We start from the raw sequence: 23526 nt of genomic DNA, 5'->3' as shown, positions 1-23526 counted from the left end.
GACGATAACGATGAGGGACGGAGCCGGCAATTGGTTCAGGAATCAACGCATTCAGAACAAGATCATCTTCATTTATTTTCCCCTGGTGTTTATTCCCCTGCTGCTGCTGGGGTTTCTGTCCTACCAGATCAACACGGACGCGATCATCTCCAAGACGAAGAAAAACATGCAGGACGAGTCCCGGCTCATCACGACGAGAATCGATACGATCGTCGCCAACGCCGAGAGCTTCGCCAACAACGCGATGCTGGACCTCAACAAGGAGGTCAGGCTGAAGACGCCGGATACGCCCGACGCTTCCGTCGGCACGACGCCGCTCAGCGATGACCACGTGCTGCGCAGCCAGATCGAGAACAAGCTCGACTTCGCCCAGATGATCTTCCGGGAAGTCGAGTCGGCCGTCTTCGTCGACCGTTACGGCAACGTGTACACGACGGACGTCGAACTGACGCAGGGGAACGCCCAAGGGTTGGCGAGCGCGATGTTCCGCGAGGTGCAGGCGAGCAACGGCGTCATGAAGTGGTTTCCGATGGAACGCCGGGACTACTGGGTCATGGACAGAGAGAAGGCCGTGCTGACGGTCGGCAAAAAAATACTCGACACCGAGACGATGGATACGCTCGGTTATTTGTTCGTGAACGTTAGCGAGAAAACGCTGTCCTCCGTCTACCATCCGGTCGGTCCGTCCCCGACGACCGGCTATTATATTGCCGACGACCGGGGAGTCGTCATCTCCTCCGCCGACGAGAGCCGGCTTCTTCAACCGCTGGAGCCGCGGAAGAGAGCGGAGATCGATTCCGAGAACGTCGTCATCAAGGAGACGCAAGATCCCTCCGGCGACAAAATTTTGCTGACGGCGACGCCGTTCGGCCAGATGAACTGGAAGCTGGTCAACGAGGTCGCCCTGCACGACTTGACCCGCGAGTCGCGCCAAGTGTCCCGGATCATTCTGATCGTAGGAGGCATATGCCTGCTGTTCGCCCTCGTCGGAGCGATCGTGCTGTCCCGCGCGATCGCCACGCCGATCATCTCGCTGGCCAAACACGTCGGACGCATCCGCGACGAGAACATAGACCGCCCGGTAGAGGTGAAGAGCCGCGACGAGATCGGCATTCTCGGCTCCGGCCTCAACATCATGCTCGGCCGCGTGAACGATCTGCTGGTCAAGGTGAAGGAGGAGCAGCAGCTTAAGCGGGAATACGAATTCGCGCTCGTGCAGAACCAGATCAAGCCGCACTTTTTCTACAATACGCTCGATTTGATCTACGTGCTGTGCAAATCCGGGGAGAGCATTGAAGCGGGCAAGGCGACGAAGGCGCTGGCCGACTTCTACCGGATCGCGCTCAGCAACGGCAAGGAGATCATCACGGTGCGGGAAGAGGCGCGCAATCTGGAGAGCTACCTGTACATCCAGAGCGCCCGCTACTCGGATCTGTTCGACTTCCGCATCGACATCCCGCCCGAGCTGCTCAACTGCGCGATTCCGAAGCTGACGCTGCAGCCGCTCGTGGAGAACGCCATCTATCACGGGCTGAAGGAGAAGGGAAGCTTCGGCCATATTAAAGTGACGGCATATCGCAGCGGAGACCGGATCGGGCTGAGCGTATCCGACGACGGCGTCGGGTTTCCCGAGGAGGAGCTCGACAGATGGAAGATGAGCAAGCCGGACGGCAACTCGTTCGGGCTGAAGAGCGTGGACGAGCGGATCAAGCTGTATTTCGGCGAACGGTACGGCCTGCGCATTCGGAGCGCATCCGGGGAAGGCTCGGAGGTCACCGTGGAAATTCCAATGACGAATGGAGATCAAGCCCATGCATAAAGTGATATTCGCGGACGACGAGGCGGTATTCCGGACGTACTTCAAAAACGTAATCGACTGGCGGGCGCACGGGTTCGAGCTGATCGGAGAAGCGAAGAACGGGCTGGAGGCGCTGGAACTGATCGAACGGGATACCCCCGACATCGCCTTCATCGACATCAACATGCCCTATATGAACGGAATGGACCTGGCGGCGAAGATCAAGGAGAAGCATCCGTCCGTATTCGTGCTGCTCGTCACCGGACACAGCGAATTCGAGTACGCGAGGCAGGCGCTCAAAATCGGCGTCGACGATTACATCCTCAAGCCGTTCGACGAGGAGGAGCTGATCGTGGCGCTGGCCAAAATCAAGGGCGAGATGGAGAAGCACCGCATCGAGCGCGACAAGACGCTGAAGGAGCGCCAAGTGTGGAAGGAGAGCTTCCTGAACCTCTTGATCAGCAACGAGTACGCCGACGACAACGAGACGATCCGCGAGCAGCTCGAAGCGTTCCAGATGAGCGGAGCGGACCGCGTCTTCCAGGTCGCCTCGGTCGAGATGGACAACCTGCACGAGCAGTGGCCCGACCCCGGGGAAATCCGCCTGCGCAAATACATTATCGCCAACCTGCTGAGCGATCTGATCCAGATCGGCGGGGCGAGCCATCATTTTACCGGACCGGAAAACCGCGTCGTGTCGCTGCTTCAATATTCGGACGAGCAGGCGGCGGAACGCTTCGCCCCCGACGGATACGCAAGGCTGTGCGCGCTCATCTCCAAGCACTTCGGCTTCCGCGTAACGGTAGGCTTGGGCACGGCGGGCCAAGGGATTCCGTCGATCCGCCGCTCCTACAAGGAGTCGGTCATCGCGCTGCGCAACAAAATCTCGATGAACCGCTCCGACGTGCTCGTCTACCGGGACATGACGTCCCAGGCGGCGAACATCGGCTTCTATCCGAGCGAGATGAACGAGAATTTGCTCATTCATCTGCGCCTGCACGAGGAAGAGAAAATCAAGGAAGCGCTCGGGGAGATTCGGCAGTACATTCGCGACCGGCAGCTGTCCGGCGAGTACATTCACATGATTATGGCCGGGCTTGTATCGCTGTGCCTGACGTACATTTACGAGATCGGCAAGCAGGTGGACGACTTCCTGCCGCCGAGCTTCTCCCCGTTCGAGGCGATTACGAACAAGTCTTCGCTGGACGAGGCGTTCGAATGGATCGCCGACCTGTACTTGAGCGTGGCGGGCCATTCCAGGAACATGAAGCGCTCCAGATCGGGCAACCTGCTGACATCCGCCAGGGAATACATCGATGCGCACTATATGGACAGCCAGTTGAAGGTGGAAGACGTGGCCAAGCATTTCTACATTCAACCGCGCTATCTGCTGAAAATATTCAAGGAAGGGCTCGGCATGAGCGTCAGCGATTATTTGTTCGAGACGAGGATGCAGAAGGCGAAGGAGCTGCTGACGTCCGGCCGCAACCTGCGTCTGACGAACGTCGCGGAGATGGTCGGCTACGGCGATCCCGCGCATTTCAGCAAAAGCTTCAAGCGCCATACCGGGCTGTCCCCGAGCGAATACGAGGCGACCCGCCAAAAAGGCTGAAATGTACAAATGTGTTCCGATTCTTCCCTCACGGCCTAACGAAAATACCGTTTACAATGGGACTGATCACACGACAAGGGGGAAAAAAACGATGAACGACAAAATGAAGAAGCCCGCGACGATGCTCGCGCTGCTGTCGATGGTTGCGCTTACGCTATCGGCTTGCGGGTCCGGCGACAAGGGCAATAACGCGCAGCCGAGCGCATCCGCACCGGCGTCCGCCGAAGCATCCGCAAGCGGCTCGGCTTCGCCCGAAGAGACGAAAGCTCCGGAAGCGGGCTCGGTCAAGCTGAAGTTCTACGCGCAATACAGCGGCGTCGAGATTCCGGTCTACGACGCGGCCAAAGAAGCGATGAAGCAAATTATGCCGGAAGTCGACGTCGAGTTCGAGGTGGCGGCGCAGGACGACGAGCAGAAGATCAAGACGTACGCGGCGGCGGGAAGCCTGCCCGACATCTTCTTCGCTTCCAGCGGCCTGATCGAGACGCTGAAGAAAGCCGACAACCTGTACGTGATGGACGACGTCGTGAAGGAGCTGAACATCGAGTCGCTGCTGAACGAGAGCTCCAAGCCGATGCTGTGGAACAAGGACGGCCATTCCTACTCCGTCCCGAACGTCGGACAATGGGCGGGCGTGTTCTACTATAACAAAGACCTGTTCGCGGAGCACAACGTGAAAGTTCCGACGAACTACGACGAGCTGCTCGAAGCGGTCAAGGCGTTCAGCGCCAAGGACATTACGCCGCTCGCGCTGTTCGCGAAGGAGAAATGGCCGGGCGTGCTCATGCTCGACATGGCCGTCGTCGGCTCCGCTGAACAGGGCGGACTGAAGCGTCTGGACAACGGCGAAGGCGACTTCTCCGAAGAAGTGTACCTGAAGGGCGCGCAGAAAATTTCCGAGCTCGTCAAGGCCGGCCTGCTGAACAAAAACGCGTTCAACACGACGGCCGACGACGCCGCGGCGCAATTCAAGTCCGGCAAAGCGGCGATGCTGCTCAACGGCGCATGGTCGATGGCGTTCCAATACGAGAACCTCGGCGACAAGCTCGACATTTTGTACAACCCGCTCATCGACGCCGACAAGGCGGATCAGGTGCAGTGGAACATGAGCGGCGGCGGCTTTAACCAAGGGTTCGCGGTGTCCAAAAACTCCAAGAACGGCGAAGTTGCGGCCAAATACGCGGCGCTGTTCTCGATCGAATTCGCCAAGCAGCGCGTCATCCAGTTGGCCGACCCGAACTCGATCCTCGTCGAGAAAGTCGTTCCGACGAATGGCCTCAACCCGGTGCAGCAGAAGTACGCCGACGATTCCGCGAACTTCAAGTCGATGACGACGTTCGCATGGGGCTACGAGAATGCCAAATACAAAACGTCGATCGAAGACAACACGCAGAAGCTGTTCGCCGGACAGAAGCCGGAAGATTACATCAAAGATATGACCAAGGCGCTCGAGAACGCCCGCAAATAACATCGATCGGAACGGAAACAGGTTGTCCCCGGCATGTTGGGACGACCTGTTTTTCGGAAAGGAGGATCCATGACTTCCAAACGCAGTTACAACATCGCTCTGCTTGTGTTCACCTTGCCGACGCTGCTCTTCTTCACCGTCATCGTCGTGTACCCGATCCTTCAGACGTTCCAGAAGAGCTTCTTCGATTGGGACGGTTTAACCCCGCCGACGTTCATCGGCTTCGACAACTACGTTCGACTGCTGGATGACAGCGACTTCTGGGTATCGCTCAAGAACGGCCTGATCTTCGCCCTCGTGCTCGTCGTGTATCAGATCGGGCTCGGCACGCTGCTCGCCATCGCGCTCAGCACGAAGACGCTCAGAGGACGCAAGTTTTTCCGGACGAGCTATTTCGTCCCGGTCGTCCTGTCCGGCGTCGTCGTCTCGCAGCTGTGGATCGCGATCTATAACGCGGACGGCGGCCTGATCAACAGCCTGTTCCGCCTATTCGGCATCCAGTACGAGCAAGCTTGGCTCAGCGGAGAGCATACGTCGATCTGGGCGATCGCCTTCTCCGGCGCCTGGCACCACCTGGGCATTCAGCTCGTGCTTATCTATACGGCGATCAAGTCGATTCCCGAGCAGCTGTACGAGGCCGCGACGATCGACGGCGCGCCGTTCTGGAAGATGCACTGGAAAATTACGATTCCGCTGCTGAGCGAGACGTACAAATTCTGTCTCGTCATCGCCATTACGGGCGGACTCAACGCGTTCCAGAACATGTTCGTCATGACGAACGGAGGACCGGGCAACATCTCTTACACGCTGACGTTCATGATGTACAAAGCCGCGTTCCGTTCGGGCGAATACGGCTACGGCTCCGCCGCCGCCGCGGTTCTGGTGCTGGAATGCCTGCTGTTCACGATCCTGATCAACAAATATATCGCACGGGAAAAAATCAGCTATTAAGGAGGGCGTTCCTATGTTCAAACGGTTGGCTGTCCGGGCGTTGACTTACGGTCCGCTCTCGTTTTTTCTGCTCGTCAGCCTGTATCCGCTGATCTGGCTGCTGTTCTATTCGTTCAAGGACAACGAGGAAATTTTCTCGACCAACGTGTTCGGCATTCCCGGCGAGTGGCGCTGGGAAAATTACAGCAACGCCTTCGGCGTGTTCGACATCGTCGCCTATTTCAAGAACAGTCTGATCGTCTCGATCGGAACCGTCGTTTTTACCGGGTTTCTGGCGCTTATGTTCTCCTACGCCGCGGCGCGAATGCGGTGGAGATTCGCCAACATAAGCCGCATCTACATGACTTCGGGCATGTTCATTCCGATGCAGATCATTCTTATTCCGCTGCTTATTCTCGTTCGCGACATGCATCTTCAGAACAGTTATTTCGCCGTTATCGTTCCTTACGTGGCGTTCCAGCTCTCGTTCGCGACGATCATTTTCTACGCGTTCTTCCGGTCGTTGCCTTATGAAATCGAAGAATCCGCTGCCATTGACGGCGCTAGCGTATATACGACGTTCTTCCGTATCATGGTTCCGCTCGTGAAGCCGGCGATCGCGTCGGTCAGCATCTTCGTCTTCCTGTTCGCCTGGAACGAGTTCCTCGTCGCGCTCATCATGATCAGCGACAATGCGCTGAAGACGCTGCCGCTCGGCCTGCTCTATTTCCAGACGCAGTTCGGTTCGGATTGGGGCGCGATGGGGGCGGTCATGGTCATCTCGACCATTCCGACGATCGTCGTCTACCTGTTGTTCTCCGAGCAGATCGAGAAGGCGCTGACCGTCAGCTCGGCCGTTAAAGGGTAATAAGGGGGATGGGATGAAAATGGTACGGACAGAACGGATAGATATCGCGGTCCGGGGCGGGAGCGAGGAAGACGGCTTCCGATTCTCGGTCGAACCAACGGCGCATGGCGAGGGGGAGGGCATCGCGTACTACCGGTTCGCGATGGAAGGGGACGAACCCCGCATTCCGCAGGCGGTCCGGCTGTCGTGGACGCATCCGGCCGTCGATATCGCGGGGTATTGGGACCCGGGGGCGAATCGCGAGCGCGGTATTCGGATCGACTTCAACGAGCCGTTCCATGCCAAAGCGACGTCGCTTGCCCCGGTTTGCTCGCTCTACAATGCGGCCGGGCAAAACCGGCTGACCGTCGCGCTGTCCGACGCGATGAGACCGATCCGCATGCGGGCCGGGCTGCGCGAGGAGACGGCCGAATTCGAGCTGTGGCTGGAGCTGTTCACGGAAGCTTGCCCGCCGATCGACCGGTACGAGGCAATCAGCCGCATCGATACGCGGGATATTTTCTACGCCGAAAGCTTGCGCGAGGTGGGAGAATGGTGGGCGGGCTTGCCCGGCTATGCCCCTTCGGCCGTTCCGGCGGCGGCGCGGCTGCCGATGTACTCCACCTGGTACAGCTTTCATCAGCAATTGGTTCCCGCGGAGATCGAGAAGATGTGCCTGCTCGCCAAGGAACTGGGCTGCGAAGCGGTCATCGTCGACGACGGCTGGCAGACGCTGAACAGCGAGCGCGGCTACGCCTACTGCGGCGATTGGGAGGTATCCCCGGACCGAATTCCCGATATGAAGGGGTTCGTCGAAAGGGTGCACGCTCTGGGCATGAAGTTTATTTTGTGGTATTCCGTCCCTTTCGTCGGGCGGCATTCCCAGGCTTGGAGCCGCTTCGCGGGCAAGTTCATCAATACGTACGACGGGTCGGACACGGCCGTCTTCGATCCGCGGTTTCCCGACGTCCGCGAATATTTGATCGGCATTTACGAGAAAGCGCTGAGGGAGTGGGATATCGACGGCTTTAAGCTCGATTTCGTCGATTCCTTTAACTTGTCGGAGGAGATGAGGTATACTCTTGGCGAAGGAAGGGATTACGACTCCGTGCCCGAGGCGGTCGACCGTCTGCTGTCCGACGTCATGGCCCGGCTGAGAGCGATCAAGCCGGACGTCATGATCGAGTTCCGCCAGAAGTACGTCGGCCCGCTCATGCGCAAATACGGCAACATGTTCCGCGTCGCCGATTGCCCGAACAACTACAGTCAGAACCGGATCGGATCGATCGATATCCGGCTGCTGAGCGGCAATACCGCCGTGCATTCCGACATGATGATGTGGCATCCGGACGACAAGCCGGAGAACGTCGCTTTGCAGTTTATACATGCGCTGTTCTCTGTCCCGCAGCTGTCCGTGCTGCTGGACCGGATTCCGGAGGCGCATCGGGGCGTCGTCGGGTTCTGGCTGGCGTTCTGGCGCGAGCACCGGGAACTGCTGCTCGACGCGCCGCTGCATCCGTCCGCGCCCGATTTTCTGTATCCGGTCGTCTGCGCGTTCGACGGAAGCCGCAGCTTGGCGGCCGTGTACGGGCAGGGCGTCTTGGCGAAGGCGGGCGAGCGGGCGGACGAGTATCTGTTCGTTAACGGAACGGCCGGCGACGCGATCATCGTGCAGCTCGGGGAGAGGCTGGAGGGGACGATGACCGTTCTCGATTGCGGAGGCTCGGAAATCTCTGGAGTCAACGTCCGCTTGGACGAAGGCGTGCACCGGCTGAAGGTGCCGCCGTCGGGACTGCTCCGCTTGCGGCGGTCCGACACTTCTATCGATGGGGAGCGATGAAGAGCATGAATGTCCGTTTTCTGGGAACCGCCGCTTTCGAAGGCATTCCGTCTTTGTTCTGCGGGTGCGAGCTGTGCGCGAAGGCGAAGAAGCTCGGGGGCAAAGAGATTCGCACGCGCACATCCGTCATGATCGATGACGACCTGAAGGTCGATTTTCCGCCGGATACGCTGCTGCACATGCACCGCGACGGGATCGATCTCGATCAGGTCAAAGATTTGCTGTTCACGCACTCCCACTCCGACCATCTGTACGCGGAGGATCTCGTCGCGAGATTTCCGGGATACGCACAGGCGCAGGAGCGCCCGATTCACGTGTACGGGAACGATATTACGCTGGCCAAGATCCGGCAGATGTTCGAAACTAACGGGGGAGCCCGCGGCTTCTACGAGCTTCACCGGCTGCGCCCGTACGCGAAGGTGGAGATGCAGACGGCAACGGCCGTCCCTCTGCTGGCCGCTCACGATCCGAACGAAACGTGCCTGCTTTATTACATCGAGAAGAACGGCAAGAACATCTTTTACGGCCACGACTCCGGCAAGTTTCCCGAGGAAACGTGGGAGTGGCTGAAGGACAAGCAGCTGGATCTTGCCATTTTCGAATGCACGGTGGGCAAAGTCGACTACTGGAAGTCGCACATGAACGTCGACGCCGTGCTGGAGGCGAAAGCCAGAATGGAGCAATACGGCATGCTGAACGCGGACGCGCGTGTCGTCGTCACCCACTTTTCGCACAACGGCGGCCTGACGCACTCCGACCTGTGCGGGATTTTCGAGCCTCACGGCATCGAAGTGGCGTATGACGGCTTAACGGTCGAACTGTAGTAACGGAGCTGTTTCGCAGGCTGCAATGGGCCTTGCGAAGCGGCTCTTTGTAGTAACGGAGCTGTTTCGCAGGCTGCAATGAGCCTTGCGAAGCGGCTCTTTTTTATACAACGCGCCGCGGAGGGAACTCGAACATTTCAACGTTTCTTGTAACCTGGGTGCTTAACCCTTACAATTCTGCTTATGGAGGGAGTGTTCGCAATGATTCTATATTTTCGGGACAACTTCTTTAACGCCGGCAGAACGGAAATCGTCAATGAATACAGAGAGTCGGTCGGGCTCGTCGATTTGCGCAGCGCGTTCGGATCGGCGCTGGACGTCTTCGGCGGAGACGGCAGGCCGCTGTTCGCCGGCAAGTTCCGGCTGCTGTCCAACAAGTGGACGGTGATGGACGCGAGCGGCAAGGAATGCGGACTGCTGAGGCACCGCATGTCGTTCATGTCCAAGAGATTCGAGTACGACCGTTACGGCGTCGGCACGTTCGAGATCACTTCCCCGGCTTTTTCGCGGGACTACGAGATCAGGGACGCCAAAGGCGGGCTCGTCGTCTCTTTCCAGAAAGTGAGCGGTTGGTTCGAATCGTCGGCTTTTCGCCTGGCGGTACATACCGGTTGGATCGACGGCTACGAGTGGGTCGCGGTCATTATGGGGATGCACGAAATCCGGAAACGGCACAATCACGCGGCAGGGTAGAGGCGGCGGGAAGGGGGCAAGGTTCGCAGGGATGAAGACGAGAAAGCTCCAACTGAGCGTGCTGGATCTGGTTCCCGTGCTGGACGGAGCCGATGCGCCTTACGCGCTCGGACAGGCGGTCGAGCTGGCCCGAATGGCGGAACGGCTCGGCTACAGACGGTATTGGGTGGCCGAGCATCATGATATGCCCGGGCTGGCCTGCACTTCCCCGGAAGTGCTGCTGGCTCACGTGGGCGTGAGAACGGAGCGCATACGGCTCGGCTCCGGCGCCTTGCTGCTGCCTCATTACAAGCCTCTCAAGGTGGCGGAGTCGTTCCATATGCTCGCCAGCCTGTATCCGGGGCGAATCGATATCGGGCTCGGAAGGGCGCCTGGAGGCTCGGGCGAAGCGAGTCTGGCGCTCAGCGGCAACTTCATCGAGAACGTCGGCAAAATGCCCGAGCTGCTGGACGATCTGATGCGGCTGCTTCAAGGGAAATACGAGTACGACGGACGTCCGGTGGCGGCGCGTCCGATTCCGCCCGAGCCGCCTCGGCCCTGGCTGCTTGGCACGAACAAGAAGAGCGCGGCTTACGCCGCGCGGTTCGGAACCGGCTATGCGTTCGGCCAATTCATGAGCGACTCTTCCGGGGAGGAGGCGCTTCTGGCGTATCGCGACGGCTTCGTTCCTTCTCCGCTGTGTCCGGAACCGTGCGCCCTCGTCGCGGTCGGCGTCGTATGCGCGGACACCGACGAGGAGGCGGCGCGTCTCGCCTCGTCCGAATTGTTCCGAAGGGGAGTTTTCGCCGAGCAAGGAGAAGAGACGCCTCTGATCGCAAGAAGACTGCTCGCGGGTTCCCCGGGCAGTCTTCGCGGCCAGTTAGAATCGCTCGCCCTTTCGTACGGCATCGACGAGTTCATCGTCGTCACGATGATCGCGGATTACCGGGCAAGGCTTCGTTCCTATGAGCTTCTCGGACAGTTGCTGTCGCACGATTAGGCGTCTGCTGACGCGACTAGCGCAGATCGATTCCGAAGCAGCGCAACCAAGAGGTCGAAAAGTCTAACCCGATTGTGTCGGGTTACAGCAGCAAAGTGCGTTCCGACGAGGCTGCAACCCTGCTCAGTCGGGTTACAGCAGCAAAGTGCGGCCGGGCGAGGTCGCAACCCTGCTCAATCGGGTTACAGCAGCGAAGTGCGTTCCGACGAGGCTGTAACCCTGCTCAGTCGGGTTACAGCAGCAAGGTGCGGCCCGACGAGGTTGTAACCCGGCTCAGTCGGGTTACAGCAGCAAAGTGCGGCCCGTCGAGGCTGCAACCCTGCTCAGTCGGGTTACAGCAGCAAAGTGCGGCCCGACGAGGCTGCAACCCCGCTCAGTCGGGTTACAGCAGCAAAGTGCGGCCCGTCGAGGCTGCAACCCTGCTCAGTCGGGTTACAGCAGCAAAGTGCGGCCCGTCGAGGCTGTAACCCCGCTCAGTCGGGCTACAGCAGCAAAGTGCGGCCCGTCGAGGCTGCAACCCTGCTCAGTCGGGTTACAGCGTCAAACAGCGGCCCGTCGAGGCTGTAACCCCGCTCAGTCGGGTTACAACAGCAAATCACGTTCCGGCGAGGTTGTAACTCGGCTCAGTCGGGTTACAGCAGCGAAGCGCGGCCCGTCGAGGCTGCAACCCCGCTCAGTCGGGTTACAGCAGCAAAGTGCGGCCCGTCGAGGCTGCAACCCTGCTCAGTCGGGTTACAGCAGCAAAGTGCGGCCGGGCGAGGTCGCAACCCTGCTCAATCGGGTTACAGCAGCGAAGTGCGTTCCGACGAGGCTGTAACCCTGCTCAGTCGGGTTACAGCAGCAAGGTGCGGCCCGTCGAGGCTGTAACCCTGCTCAGTCGGGTTACAGCAGCAAAGTGCGGCCCGTCGAGGCTGTAACCCTGCAGTATCCGGTTAGAACAGCCGCGCGGCGAATGTCCTAACCGTAAGGAGACTGCATCGGCTTCGATCGGAATCACATTTTACTTCTGGAACGCTCTACTAGTAGATCCGCCGCTTCCATCCTCTGAGCTTGGCTAATGCTTCTATATAATAGTAATCGCCGTAGATGAGCGACGTGTCGATATTGACGGTGCCGCTGCCGGTGGCGTGCAGCAGAATCGCCTCATGGTCCGGCCGGTCCCATGTCGCGTAGTTCTCGGTAAGCGACCGCAAGATCCGTTCGGCTGCGTCGGCGTACAACCGTTTCTCGCCCGCGGGAACGGCGTCGGCGATCTCCAGCAGTCCGGAGGCGGCGATGGCCGCGGCCGAGCTGTCCCGGGACATCCCTTCGAGCGATTCGAGCCGGAAATCCCAGTAAGGCACGTAATCGTCGGGCAGCGCGGCGATGAAATAGTGGGCGACGCGCTTGGCTTCGTTCAAGAAGCGGACGTCTCCCGTGTAGCGGTAGACGTTCGCGAAGCCGTGCAGCGCCCAGGAGTTGCCGCGGCTCCAGGTCGAATCCGGCGCGAGCCCTTGCCCGCCGAACGATTCGATGTATTCGCCGGTATCCGGATCGAAGGATATAATGTGGTTCGTGGAGCCGTCTTCGCGAACGCCGTATTTCATCGTCGTCTCCGAATGGCGGACGGCGATTTGCTTGTAGCGGGGATCCCCGGTCGTCTCGCTCGCCCAGAACAACAGGGAAACATTCATCATGCTGTCGATGATCGACCAGCCGACCTTGTCGCCGTTCCAGGCGCGAAGGAAATTCCCCGCCAGATTGAAGCGGGAGGCGAGGAAGTTGGCCGCATCGAGTCCCCTGCGAAGCCCTTCTGCGTCCCCTGTAATTGCGTGCTTGATGACGGCCGTGGACAGAAACTGGAAGCCGACGTCGTGGTGGAAGTTTTGCGCCTTCTGTACGAACCGCTCCTCCATTTTAACGTCCCAGTTCCAAGCGGCTTCCTTGTAATGCTCCTTGCCGGTCATGTCGTACATAACCCACAGAATGCCCGCCCAGAACCCCGAAGTCCACCATTCCATCGGCGTATCGTCGTACTTGCCGTCAGCTCCGGCTACATGGGGCGTTTTGCCGCCAAGCTGGGCGATCACGCGATCGACTTTCCCCTCAAGCTTGCTCCATGTTTGTTCCAAATAAGCTTTGTCCATCTCGTCGATTCCTCCTTTTTAAGTGGATTATAGCTTGACCCGGCTCGCCGAAGTTGTGGTACGATATGTGAAAATGTTGCGATTTTGTCCTAGGGCGTGTATGCATACTCCGAGGATAGCCTAAGCGGGGGGAGAAAATGAAACGATTGTTCACGCCGATTTCGTTCGGAGGCAGGCGCATCGTCTGGGATCATCGGATGAGCAGCGACGCGCCGTTCCCGGGCTATTACCATTGGCATCCGTGCTTCGAGATGCTTTTCGTCCACGAAGGGGAAGGGGCGGTCATCGTGAATCAGATCGCTTACGAGATGAGGCGGGGGATGCTGTTCGTGTTCCAGCCTTTTCATTTGCACAAAGTGTATCCCAAGCCGAGCCGGGAGCGGCCTTATATCCGAACGAAGCTGCATTTCGTTCCGGAGGAAATGGCCGACAAGCTGCAAGTCTTCCCGCAGCGATACGGCGTGCTCCGGCGGCTCTGGGAGGAGCGGGATGCGATGTTCGCCTGGGATTTGCGGGAGCACGTCGACTATATGGAGCAGATATTTCAGCGGTACGAGGGGGGCGGCGCCGGAGAAGGCCGGTCTTCGGAAGAGGACGACGCGCTGATTCTGCTGCAGCTGCTCGGCGTCGTGCAGGAGGTGGACCAAAGCTTGCGCCAGGTGGACTCCGCGGGAATCGTCCGCAGGCCGCTTCGCTATTCGGAAAAGATCATGCGCTGGATCGAGGAGCATTTCGCCGAAGAAATCAGCCTCGAACGGATCGCGGAGGAGACGCATCTGTCCAAGTTCTACGTCTCCCGCGTCTTCCGGGCCGAGACGGGCAGCAGTCTGACCGACTACTTGACGGCGCGCAGAATCAAGCACGCCTGCCGACTGCTGCAGACGACGACGCTGCCGGTAGAGCGAATCGGGGCCGAGGTCGGACTGCCCGACGCTTCGTATTTCGTCCAGCTGTTCAAGAAGGTGATCGGAACGACTCCGCTCAAATACAGGAACCAGGCGTAAGAGGAGAGGTTGAACCGAAGCTGAGCCGAAGGGATAGCCCAATGGAACGGACTTCCCGTTCATCGGTTCAATTCGTTCAGCTTCTTTTTGCGCGAGGGCAAGCATAAGCTTGAACCATGGAATCCCGGGACGACCCCGACAGGGGCCTACGTAGGGAGGTTTAAGCGATGCGAAAAAAATGGGGCAGAGGGTTTCAAATCAATTTGTTCGGGAACGGTTCGCCGCTCAGGCCGATCAAGCCCCTTCCCCGCAGATGGGGCAGGAAGTCGGTTTTTCCGCGGATCGGGTCGTCTCCGTCCAAGCCTCCTCCGCGCAAGTGGGGAACGGGGAGGCGTTTCGGGGGAGGGAACGTCGGTTCCGGTTCCGGCTCAGGTCCGGCCTATACGCCGGTCAAGAGGTGGACGACCAAGCGCCAAGGTCCGAAAATGAAACGCAAGCACATATGGATCATCGCGCTGCTGCTGATCGCGCTGGCGGTCATTCAGGGGATGATCTTCCTCGACCGGGAGCTGAGGCAGCCGCTTATGTTTCTGGCGAAGGTCAAAGTGAATCAACTCGCAACCGATGCGATTAACGCGGCAATCAAAGCCGAGTTCGCCCGCGCGGCCGAATCGGACAAAATGATTCATTGGCGCACGAACGGAGACGGGAAAATTACCGGCTTCGAGTTGGATTACAAGCAGCAGATGGCGATTACCTCGAAGACGATCGATGTCGTCGAACGTTCGCTCAAGGCGCACGAGGACGTCCCGGAGCGCATTCCGATCGGTCACGCGCTGAACAGTCCGCTCATCTCGTCCATCGGCCCGAGCGTCGCCGTGAAGTTCCACCCGGCCAGCGTCATTAAAGCGGAAGTCGGGCTGGACCAGAGAGAAGCCGGCATCAATATGCTTCTGGTCGAAGTGTTCGTGCGCATCCGTACGGAAATCGCCGTCGTGATCCCCTTCGATCGGGAACCGGAAATCGTGGAGACGAAAATCCCGCTCTCCTATGCTCTCGTCGTCGGCGACGTGCCGTCCTACTATTACGACGGCAGCGGCCAGCCTGTCGGCAGCGGCGCCGCGCAAGCTCCGGCGATCGCTCTGCCTCTTCCCGGCGCTGACGCCGCGCCCGCACCTTCGCCCGCTCCATCGCCGCAAGCAGGGGCGGGGCACTGAACTCCAAAAATCCGCTTTCCCGAGAGCTTCGGGGAGAGCGGATTTTCTCGTTTCTCGCACAACGCGACAGCCTACTCGTAGAGCCGGATGCCGGACACGGTCATGACCCCTGGCAGCGCCGATTCGTCTATCTCCACATTGTCGAACCAGCCGCCGACGGCCAGGTTGAGCACCAGATAGAAAGGCTGGTCGAACGGCATAACGCCCGGCTCCAGGCGGCGTTCGGCATAGCAGTGTCCGTCCACGAGCCAGCGGATGGAGCCGGCGTCCCATTCGAGCCCGTAATCGCGAAACTCGTTGATCGTTCCGTTTTCCAGCTGATAGGAGGATTCGTCGGTCACTTTATGATCCCAATCCTTCCCGTAATGCAGCGTTCCGGATACTTGCCGCGGCAGGCGACCTCTGGCCTCCATCATATCAATCTCGCCGGAAGCGGGCCACTCGCCGTAGGCTTTGTCCTGCGGAAGCAGCCAGATGGCCGGCCACAGCCCCTGTCCCACCGGCAGCTTGGCGCGGACGACCAGCTTGCCGTAGCGGAAGGAGAAGCGGTCCCTCGTATCGATGCGCGCGGACGTATAGGAGAAGCTGCGCCCGTCCTTTTCGACCGTTTCGCGGCGGGCGCACAGGTTCAGCCCCGAGTCATCGATGTACAGATTGCCCGGATCCCCCGTATAAAACTGCCGTTCCCCGTTGCCCCACCCCGGATCTATCGCATTGCCGTCATCATCCAGCAGATCGTTGCCAAGGCGAATATTCCATAAGCTCAGATCGGCGCCGCCGTTTCGGAAATCCTGTTCCCACAAAAGCTTGCTCATCCTTTCGCACCCCTCTCCGTGATACTCCCAGAATACTGAATTTCGCAGGGCAGTCAAACGAATCTAAAAAAATGGGATGGCTTCAAAAACCGTGGTCTTTTTTTAAGATGCGCGGTTTTTTACGATGAAAGGGAAGGAGGCAGTCAAGATGAGCCAACACAGATCCGGACAGATGAAAGCGTTTTTTAGACAGTGGCAGGTTCAGAGCATGGTCATTCCCGGCATTGTCTGGATGTTCGTCTTCTGCTACATCCCGATGTTCTGGCTGATTATCGCCTTTATGGACTACAGCATCGCCAAGCCGATGCTGCAATCGCCTCTTGTCGGGCTGAAGCATTTCGAGGATTTCGCCGCGGACGACCGGTTCTGGCGCTCGATCCGCAATACGCTGGGCATGAGCGCGATCAAGCTGGCGCTCGGATTTCCGATTCCGATTCTATTCGCGCTGCTGCTCAACGAGATCCGAAGCCTTCGCTTCAAGCGCGCGGTTCAGACGATTTCGTATCTGCCGCACTTTATCGCCTGGACGATCTTCGGCGGCATTCTGCTCAACTGGCTGGGCGAGGGCGGCGTCATGAATCAATTGATGATGGCGCTGGGCATTCAGGATCGCGAAATTTTGTACAACAGCGATCCGCAGTATTTCTGGTGGATCGTCTATTTCTCCGACGTGCTTAAGGAAACCGGCTGGAGCGCGATCATCTACATTGCCGCCATAGCCGGCATCGATCCGGCGCTGTACGAGGCGGCGGAGCTGGACGGAGCCAACCGCTGGCAGCGCATGTGGCACATCACCATTCAGTGCATCCGGCCGACGATCGCCATCTTGTTCATACTCGCCGTCAGCGGCATGCTGGGCAGCAACTTCGAACAGATTTTCATGCTGAAAAACAACATGAACATGAGGATGGCGGAAAGCCTGGATCTGTATATCTACAACATGGGCCTGGTATCCGGACGACATTCCTTCTCGACCGCGGTGCTGTTCGCCCGCTCCGTCGTGGCGCTGGGCCTGCTGCTGCTCGCCAACTACACGTCCAAAAAACTAAGCGGCGAAAGCATCTTTTGAACGGGGGGAAAACGATAGCGATGGAATCGCGCGGAAGGTTTCGGCGAGTCGGTTTATTCGAGGTCGGCAATACATTGCTGATGCTGGCCGTCTGCTTTATTACGCTCTATCCGATGTGGTTCGTCTTCATCAACTCGCTGAACGCGCCGGAACGGGCGCTGCTGGGCACGATCAACTGGTTTCCCGAGGCTTGGTCGCTGGACAGCTATCGAGTGGTGTTTAACGATAAAAACCTGATGAACGGCTTTTACATCACAACGCTGCGGACGGTGATCGGAACGGCGGCGCACGTGCTGTTCACTGCAATCGTGGCCTATGGCATGAGCCGGTCCAACCTGATCGGGCGCAAGTTTTACATGCGGATCGCCCTGATTACGATGCTGTTCTCCGGCGGACTGATTCCGACCTTCCTGCTGATGACGAAGCTGGGACTGTACGACAATTTCTGGGTATTCGTCATTCCGGGGATGTACACCTTTTTCAATATGGTCATCTTCATGAGCTTCTTTCGCACGATTCCGGAAAGCCTGGAGGAATCCGCCAAGGTGGACGGAGCATCGGACTACGGCGTTCTGTTCCGGATCGTGCTGCCCAACAGCATGGCCGTCATCGCCACCATCTCGCTCTTCTCGGCCGTCTATCACTGGAACGATTATTATCAGGGCGTCATCTACATCCGCACCCAGGATCTGCTGCCCTTGCAGACGATGCTGTACAAGATTATCGCGGAAAATTCGATGTCCTTCATGCAGCAGCAGGCGATGGCGCAATTCGGCGCCCGGCTGCCCGGCAATTCCATCAAGTTCGCTTCGATGATGGTCGCCACGCTGCCCATTCTGGCGTTTTATCCCTTCATTCAGCGCTATCTGGTCAAAGGGGTCATGATCGGCGCTATTAAAGGGTGATTAAAAAATATATCATTAACAGCAGAGAAAGGATGATCATGCAATGATGCGTAGATCGATGAAACAGGGGACGTCTCTTATTTTGGCGGCGATTCTCGCGCTGGGCCTCCTGGCCGCATGCTCCAAATCCGAGGAGAGCAAGCCGAGCGCCCAACCTTCGGCCAGCTCGCAATCTCCGTCCGCGACCGCTTCGGGGGAGACGGCGCCGAATCCCGACGCAGCCGCATGGCAGCTGGATACGAGTCCCGTCGATCTGACCTGGTTCGTAGGCGCTTCCTGGTACGGCCGCACCTGGGGGGACAGCCTGAACTCCAAATACATCACGGAAAAAACGGGCGTCAACGTTAAAATCGAGGTTCCGTCCGGCGACGCCAATGAGCAGGCGACGCTGATGATGACGTCGGGCAAGCTGCCGGACCTGATCAGCATGGGCTCTTGGGAAACCGCTGTCAAAAAGCTGTGGGAAGGCGACCACGTGTACGCGCTGAACGAGCTGGCCGAGCAATACGATCCGTATTTCTTCAAGGTGGCGGGCGACGGCACGCTGAAGTGGTACCGCCAGGAAAACGGCAACACGTACGGGGTGCCCAACGACTCTTACAGCCCCAATCTGATGCATGAAACCGGCATGACCGCCGCCAACCAGACGTTCCTCGTGCGCAAGGATTTGTACGAGGAGATGGGCCGCCCGGATCTGACGACGCGGGAAGGCTTCCTGAACGCGCTGCAGCTGCTGAAGGATCAATATTCCCAGTACAAAGGGCAACCGATGAGCCCGTTCTTCGCGCAGGGCAACGTCCCTTACGGGATGACCGAGTATTTGCAAAACCTGCTCGCCGTTCCGTATGAGAAAGACGGCAAAGTGTACGACCGCTTTACCGATCCCGACTACGTCGCCTGGCTGAAAACGTTCCGCACCGCTTACGAGCGCGGACTGATCAACGTCGACTTCCTGGTCGATTCCGATACGCAGGTGGAGGAGAAAACGAATAACGCCCGCTATTTCATGATGATCCGCGAATGGACGGGGATGACCGCCGTCAACCCGATGCTGGCAGCGAGCGCCAACCCGGAGTCGTACTACATCGCGGTCGACGGACCGCAGAACAGCAATGGCGACAGCGCCAAACTGTTCCCCGGCAACATGGACGGCTGGATGGTGACGATGATCAGCAAGTCGACCAAACATCCGGAGCGCGCCATCCGTTTCCTGACTTACCTCGCCAGCGAGGAAGGACAGCGGGATTTGTTCCTCGGCAAAGAAGGCGAAACGTGGGAGACGAAGGACGGCAAGCCGCAGCTGAAGCCGGACATGGCGCAACTGCTTGAAACCGATATCGAGAAGCTGGAAAAGGAATACGGCATTATGGATACGTACTGGATGATGCGCAACCCGGTCATCGTCAACCAATGGAGACCGGAGAAAGCGCCTGTCATCAAGCAAATGGAGGACTTCGCCAACGCGCAGGCCGACATCGACAGCGGTATCTACAAGAACCTCGATCCGCTCGGCGATTCCGAGGTCGCGGTATCCTGGTCGCGCATTTCCCAGAACTGGGAAGAGACGCTTCCCGAACTGATCACGGCCAAGGACGAAGCCGCTTTCGATAAAATTTTCGAGAGCTATCTGACCCGCCGCGACAATTACGGCTTCGACCAGGTCATGGCTTACCGCCAAGCCGAGCTGGACGCCCGCAAAGCCAAAATGTCCGAATAAAGCGCGGCTATGCGCGGCGATGGGGTTGTCTTGCAGGCAAAGTTGCTTGAGATGATCGATATATAAAAGAAGGGGTATGTATCTCCTGGAGAATGCCTAATACGCTCCTGAAATCACCTATTAACGAGTTTACCTATTCAGATTTCAGGAGCGTATAGCATCGGAAGGAGGTACATACCTCTTGCACCTTGTTCATCGATTATCTTTCACAGCAACTTGGATGACGTACGAGACAACTCCATCCCCGCTAATGCCGGCACGCCCTAACGTCCGCGCATCAAGATATGGTATATTACGGAGGTGGGGAGGGCATCGAATTGAAGGCGCCGTTGACGAAAATAAAAAGAATTTACCGAAACTCCCGCATTTCGCGAAAGCTGTTTTTGGCCTTCAGCCTGATGATCGCCATCCCTGCCATCGCGGTTTCTTTTTTGTTTATCCGGTTCAAGGAAACCCAGCTGTACGAGGAGGCCATGGCTACCGGGAGCAGCCATGTTTCGCGGCTGGACGAACGGCTGCGGGGCAGGATGAACATGGTTGAAAACGCTTCCTCCACCGCGCTGACCCAGAAGGCCTTTATCGACTTCATTCATTCGAACATGCGCGCGGACGGCTTGCGTCTCGTGAAATTCAGGCAAAACCAATTCGAGCAGATGCACAACATGATCAAAAGCAACGAGTCGATCGACGAGCTGAGCTTCTACGTCGATAATCCGGAATTGTACGAAATCTGGCCTGAAATCTACCATTATGACCGGTTTTGGCCGCAGGATTATTGGGTCTCGCTGCGCGAGGAAGGCGGCTCGGCCTATCGCCTGTTTGCGTTGAGGGACGGCGAGCATACGCTCTCCTACTACCGGCTCGTACGCCTTCAGGGCCAGCAGAACAAGCATCCGAGCATTATGGAAATCCGCATCGGGCACGGCAAGTTTTTCAGCGACTTGTTGGAAGAGACCGGAGGGGATTTCTTTTCCGTCGTCATGGACGGCAAGGACCCTTCGCGCTTCGTATACAACCCGGAGCATTCGTTTGCGGCCAATGCCGGCGAAGAGCTGCAAAATATTTTGGGCCGCATTCACGGACAGCTGGATATGCTGCAGGAGAAAAGCCCGATCAAGGTCCAAGCCGGAGATCATACGTATTACGCGATATACCGCTACATTGCGCCCTTGAACGCCTACGTGGTGGACGTCGCCTCCCATCAAGCGCTGATGGAGGGGCCGCGCAGCTGGTACGTATGGGTGGTGGCGATTACGCTGTGCGTGCTTCTGATGATGCTGCTCCTCGTTTCGCACACGACCCGCCGCATTTTCCGCCGATTAAACCGAGTGCTGGCGTCCATGCGCAAGGTGCGGCAAGGACAGCTGGACGCGAAGATCGATACCGGCCTGGGAGAAAACGAAACCGGAGACGAAATCGACGAAGTGGCCGTCAGCTACAACAATATGCTGGATGAAATCAAGCGTCTGATGACGCAGGTCGTGGATAAGCAGTTGATCGCCAAAAATGCGCAGCTGCACTCGCTGCATTCGCAGATCAATTCGCATTTTCTGTACAACGCGCTGGAATCGATCCGCATGCTGGCGGAGGTTCAGCGGCAGCCTGCGATCGCCGAGGCGCTCGTGTCGCTCGGCTCGCTGCTTCGCTACAGCATGAAATGGCGCGGCGATACCGTAGCCCTGGGCGAGGAATTGGCCAACATCCAAAGCTACGTGCGGTTCATTAACTTCATGGAAGGCAGCGGCTTCGAATTGACGGCGGATCTGCCCCAGGACGTGCTGCGCTATGCCATTCCCAAAATGTGCATGCAGCCGATCGTCGAAAACGCCGTCCATCACGCGGCTCCGCGAGGCGGCAGCGTGCGCATCGAAATCGCCGTCCGGGTGGAAAACGACAGCATGCTGCTCGTCGAAATCCGCGACGACGGCGCCGGAGTCGACCCGCAGGTGCTCGCCGACCTGCAAGCCGTTCTGCAAGGGGACTCCGACACGCCGATCGTCGCCAGCAAAAACGGGCTGGGTCTGGAAAACGTGCATAAACGTCTGCAGCTCCACTACGGCAAAAGCTGCGGGCTCTCGATAGATAGCGTGCAGGGCTCCTATACCTGCGTTACCATTCGCTTGCCTTGCGAAAACGAAAATCTTGGGGGGTGGTAGGCATGATCAACGTCTTGATCGTGGACGACCAAAAGCAAATTCGCGACGGGCTGCAGGCGATGCTGGGACAGTTCCCCCTGGAGCTGGGCGACATTCACTGCGCCGGAAACGGAATCGAGGCGCTGCATTCGTTGCATCAATTCAACATCCAACTGGTCATTACCGACATCCGAATGCCGGACATGGACGGGCTGGCTCTTATGGCGCGCGCTCGCGAAGAACGCTTGAAGGCCGAGTTTCTGATCATTAGCGGCTATGGCGATTTTGCCTACGCTCAGCAGGCGATCGGGCTTGGGGCCAAAGGCTATCTGCTCAAGCCCGTGAAGCGGGAAGACTTGCAAGCCTCGATCGAGCACGTGTCGCAGGAGATTCGAACGCGGCAGGAGCTGTCGCGCAATATCAAGCGGATTTCCCGGCGGGCGAGGGAGACGGACCGGAAAGAGCTGTGCATGTTCATGCAGGGCGCTGCGAACGACGACGAGTGGATCGGCCAGGTCGAACGGCAAAATCCGGAGCTGTGGGCTGGCTACCGCCTATGTCTGTTCCGGGAGGAAATGCGGATTAACCAGCCGGGCGCCGGAGGCGCTCATAGCATCGAATCGATTGCCTACCGGGTATTCGGCAGGAAGGGATGCATCGCCCTGCAGCATCGCCCGCATCTGATTCTGGCGGTTGACGCGTCCGTGGAACCGGAGGCTCTGCTCGCGGCGCTTCAGGCGGAGCGGATCGGCGCAGTCGCGGCCATCACCGGTGCCAAGCGGGGATTAAAGGAGCTGCCGGACAGCTATACGCAAGTCATGGAACTATACCGGCACAGCTACCTTTTTCCCGATAAGCGCTGTATCCTGCCCGCCGACATTGAGGGGCTCGAGCAGCAATGGCAGATTCCCTACGAAGAGCTATACGGGCTGTTCCAACTGGTCGGCACGAAAAACGGGGGCAAAATCGCCGAAGGTATTTCTGCTGTTTTCCACAAAAACGTGCTTCAGCGCTACCACGTGCGTTATACGCAGCAGCTCAGCCGAGCCATCGTGCAGATGCTGGAGGAATACGAACGCGTTATCCGTCCTTACATGGGGGAGGAGGCGCTGGATATCGAATGTCTGCGCAATCTGTACGACTATCCGGGCATCCGCGATTATATCCAGGCGCTGCAGCAGCAGCTGCTTCGGCTGAACCAGTTTTACTACGAATTCAAGTGCAGCTATCGCAACTCCCAGGACTTGAACGAAGCGATTCGTTTTATCCATGAAAACTATCATAAACCGCTCGACTTGGCGATGGTCTCCAACCACGTATCGCTCAATTACGCTTATTTTTCCAACCTGTTCAAGAAAAATATCGGCAAAGGCTTCGCGGAATACTTGCGCGACGTTCGGTTGGATAAAGCTCGGCGGCTGCTGGCCGAAACCGAGCACAAAATCGTCGAGGTGGCCGCCATGGTCGGGTACGAAAGCTACAAGAGCTTTATCCGGGCGTTCCGGGACGCGATGGGTATGCAGCCGACGGAGTACCGGCAGCGGATTCGTCAAAATGGGGATAGGGAGGACAGTTATCGCGACTCGGCGCTGTGACGTCGCCGGATT

At 58.3% G+C, this 23526-nt stretch carries 18 protein-coding genes; 16 read left to right on the top strand and 2 right to left on the bottom strand.

Going from position 1 to position 23526, the window contains the following annotated elements:
- Positions 1-10: 10 nt before the first annotated feature.
- From B0G52_RS30380 to B0G52_RS30340, 9 genes are all read left to right on the top strand, one after another.
- Positions 11-1819 (top strand): cache domain-containing sensor histidine kinase, encoded by a 1809-nt coding sequence (locus tag B0G52_RS30380; protein WP_094050182.1) that lies wholly within the window; start codon positions 11-13, stop codon positions 1817-1819.
- A complete protein-coding gene (locus B0G52_RS30375; RefSeq protein WP_158223955.1) occupies positions 1812-3410 on the top strand; it encodes a response regulator in 1599 nt (532 codons plus the stop codon). Before B0G52_RS30380 ends, B0G52_RS30375 begins: the two co-directional genes overlap by 8 nt.
- Before the next feature lie 91 nt (positions 3411-3501).
- Entirely contained in the window at positions 3502-4878 is a 1377-nt protein-coding gene (locus tag B0G52_RS30370) for an ABC transporter substrate-binding protein (protein WP_158223954.1), read from the top strand.
- A gap of 69 nt (positions 4879-4947) precedes the next feature.
- Positions 4948-5829, top strand: coding sequence for a carbohydrate ABC transporter permease (locus tag B0G52_RS30365; RefSeq protein WP_094050179.1), 882 nt, complete (start codon positions 4948-4950; stop codon positions 5827-5829).
- 13 nt (positions 5830-5842) lie between these two features.
- Positions 5843-6676 (top strand): carbohydrate ABC transporter permease, encoded by an 834-nt coding sequence (locus tag B0G52_RS30360; protein WP_094050178.1) that lies wholly within the window; start codon positions 5843-5845, stop codon positions 6674-6676.
- A gap of 13 nt (positions 6677-6689) precedes the next feature.
- Positions 6690-8495, top strand: coding sequence for a glycoside hydrolase family 36 protein (locus B0G52_RS30355; protein ID WP_094050177.1), 1806 nt, complete (start codon positions 6690-6692; stop codon positions 8493-8495).
- Positions 8496-8500: 5 nt separating this feature from the next.
- Complete coding sequence (locus tag B0G52_RS30350; protein ID WP_158223953.1) at positions 8501-9319, top strand: MBL fold metallo-hydrolase; 819 nt, start codon at positions 8501-8503, stop codon at positions 9317-9319.
- Between the two features lie 201 nt (positions 9320-9520).
- The gene (locus B0G52_RS30345) at positions 9521-10012 is read left to right on the top strand and encodes an LURP-one-related family protein (protein WP_094050175.1); all 492 of its coding nucleotides are present in this window, start codon (positions 9521-9523) and stop codon (positions 10010-10012) included.
- Between the two features lie 31 nt (positions 10013-10043).
- Positions 10044-10991, top strand: a complete 948-nt coding sequence (locus tag B0G52_RS30340; RefSeq protein ID WP_094050174.1) for an LLM class flavin-dependent oxidoreductase — start codon at positions 10044-10046, stop codon at positions 10989-10991.
- 1019 nt (positions 10992-12010) lie between these two features.
- On the opposite strand, the gene B0G52_RS30335 is transcribed toward B0G52_RS30340, so the two are convergent.
- The gene (locus B0G52_RS30335; RefSeq protein ID WP_094050173.1) at positions 12011-13117 is read right to left on the bottom strand and encodes a glycoside hydrolase family 88 protein; all 1107 of its coding nucleotides are present in this window, start codon (positions 13115-13117) and stop codon (positions 12011-12013) included.
- 137 nt (positions 13118-13254) lie between these two features.
- Here B0G52_RS30335 and B0G52_RS30330 point away from each other — a divergent pair, with 137 nt between their 5' ends.
- Entirely contained in the window at positions 13255-14121 is an 867-nt protein-coding gene (locus tag B0G52_RS30330; RefSeq protein WP_094050172.1) for an AraC family transcriptional regulator, read from the top strand.
- A gap of 167 nt (positions 14122-14288) precedes the next feature.
- Positions 14289-15278 (top strand): sporulation protein YunB, encoded by a 990-nt coding sequence (gene yunB, locus B0G52_RS30325; RefSeq protein WP_094050171.1) that lies wholly within the window; start codon positions 14289-14291, stop codon positions 15276-15278.
- 71 nt (positions 15279-15349) lie between these two features.
- Here yunB and B0G52_RS30320 read toward each other — a convergent pair whose 3' ends face one another.
- Positions 15350-16093, bottom strand: a complete 744-nt coding sequence (locus B0G52_RS30320) for a glycoside hydrolase family 16 protein (protein ID WP_094050170.1) — start codon at positions 16091-16093, stop codon at positions 15350-15352.
- Positions 16094-16241: 148 nt separating this feature from the next.
- On the opposite strand from B0G52_RS30320, the gene B0G52_RS30315 reads away from it, so the two are divergent.
- The 5 genes from B0G52_RS30315 to B0G52_RS30295 all read left to right on the top strand — a co-directional run bounded on the left by B0G52_RS30315 (position 16242) and on the right by B0G52_RS30295 (position 23514).
- Positions 16242-17162, top strand: a complete 921-nt coding sequence (locus B0G52_RS30315) for an ABC transporter permease (protein ID WP_094050169.1) — start codon at positions 16242-16244, stop codon at positions 17160-17162.
- A gap of 20 nt (positions 17163-17182) precedes the next feature.
- A complete protein-coding gene (locus tag B0G52_RS30310) occupies positions 17183-18067 on the top strand; it encodes a carbohydrate ABC transporter permease (protein ID WP_094050168.1) in 885 nt (294 codons plus the stop codon).
- Between the two features lie 43 nt (positions 18068-18110).
- The gene (locus B0G52_RS30305; RefSeq protein WP_094050167.1) at positions 18111-19784 is read left to right on the top strand and encodes an extracellular solute-binding protein; all 1674 of its coding nucleotides are present in this window, start codon (positions 18111-18113) and stop codon (positions 19782-19784) included.
- A gap of 317 nt (positions 19785-20101) precedes the next feature.
- Positions 20102-21940: a sensor histidine kinase gene (locus tag B0G52_RS30300; protein ID WP_158223952.1), complete on the top strand. Its 1839-nt coding sequence runs from the start codon at positions 20102-20104 to the stop codon at positions 21938-21940.
- A gap of 2 nt (positions 21941-21942) precedes the next feature.
- Entirely contained in the window at positions 21943-23514 is a 1572-nt protein-coding gene (locus tag B0G52_RS30295) for a response regulator transcription factor (RefSeq protein ID WP_094050165.1), read from the top strand.
- The last annotated feature ends 12 nt before the right edge of the window (positions 23515-23526 follow it).

This window comes from Cohnella sp. SGD-V74, from assembly GCF_003001675.1.
In the GTDB taxonomy this organism is placed as follows: domain Bacteria; phylum Bacillota; class Bacilli; order Paenibacillales; family Paenibacillaceae; genus Cohnella.
The sequence above is the reverse complement of the archived record's forward strand: the minus strand, read 5'-3'. Positions and strand labels throughout refer to the sequence as shown.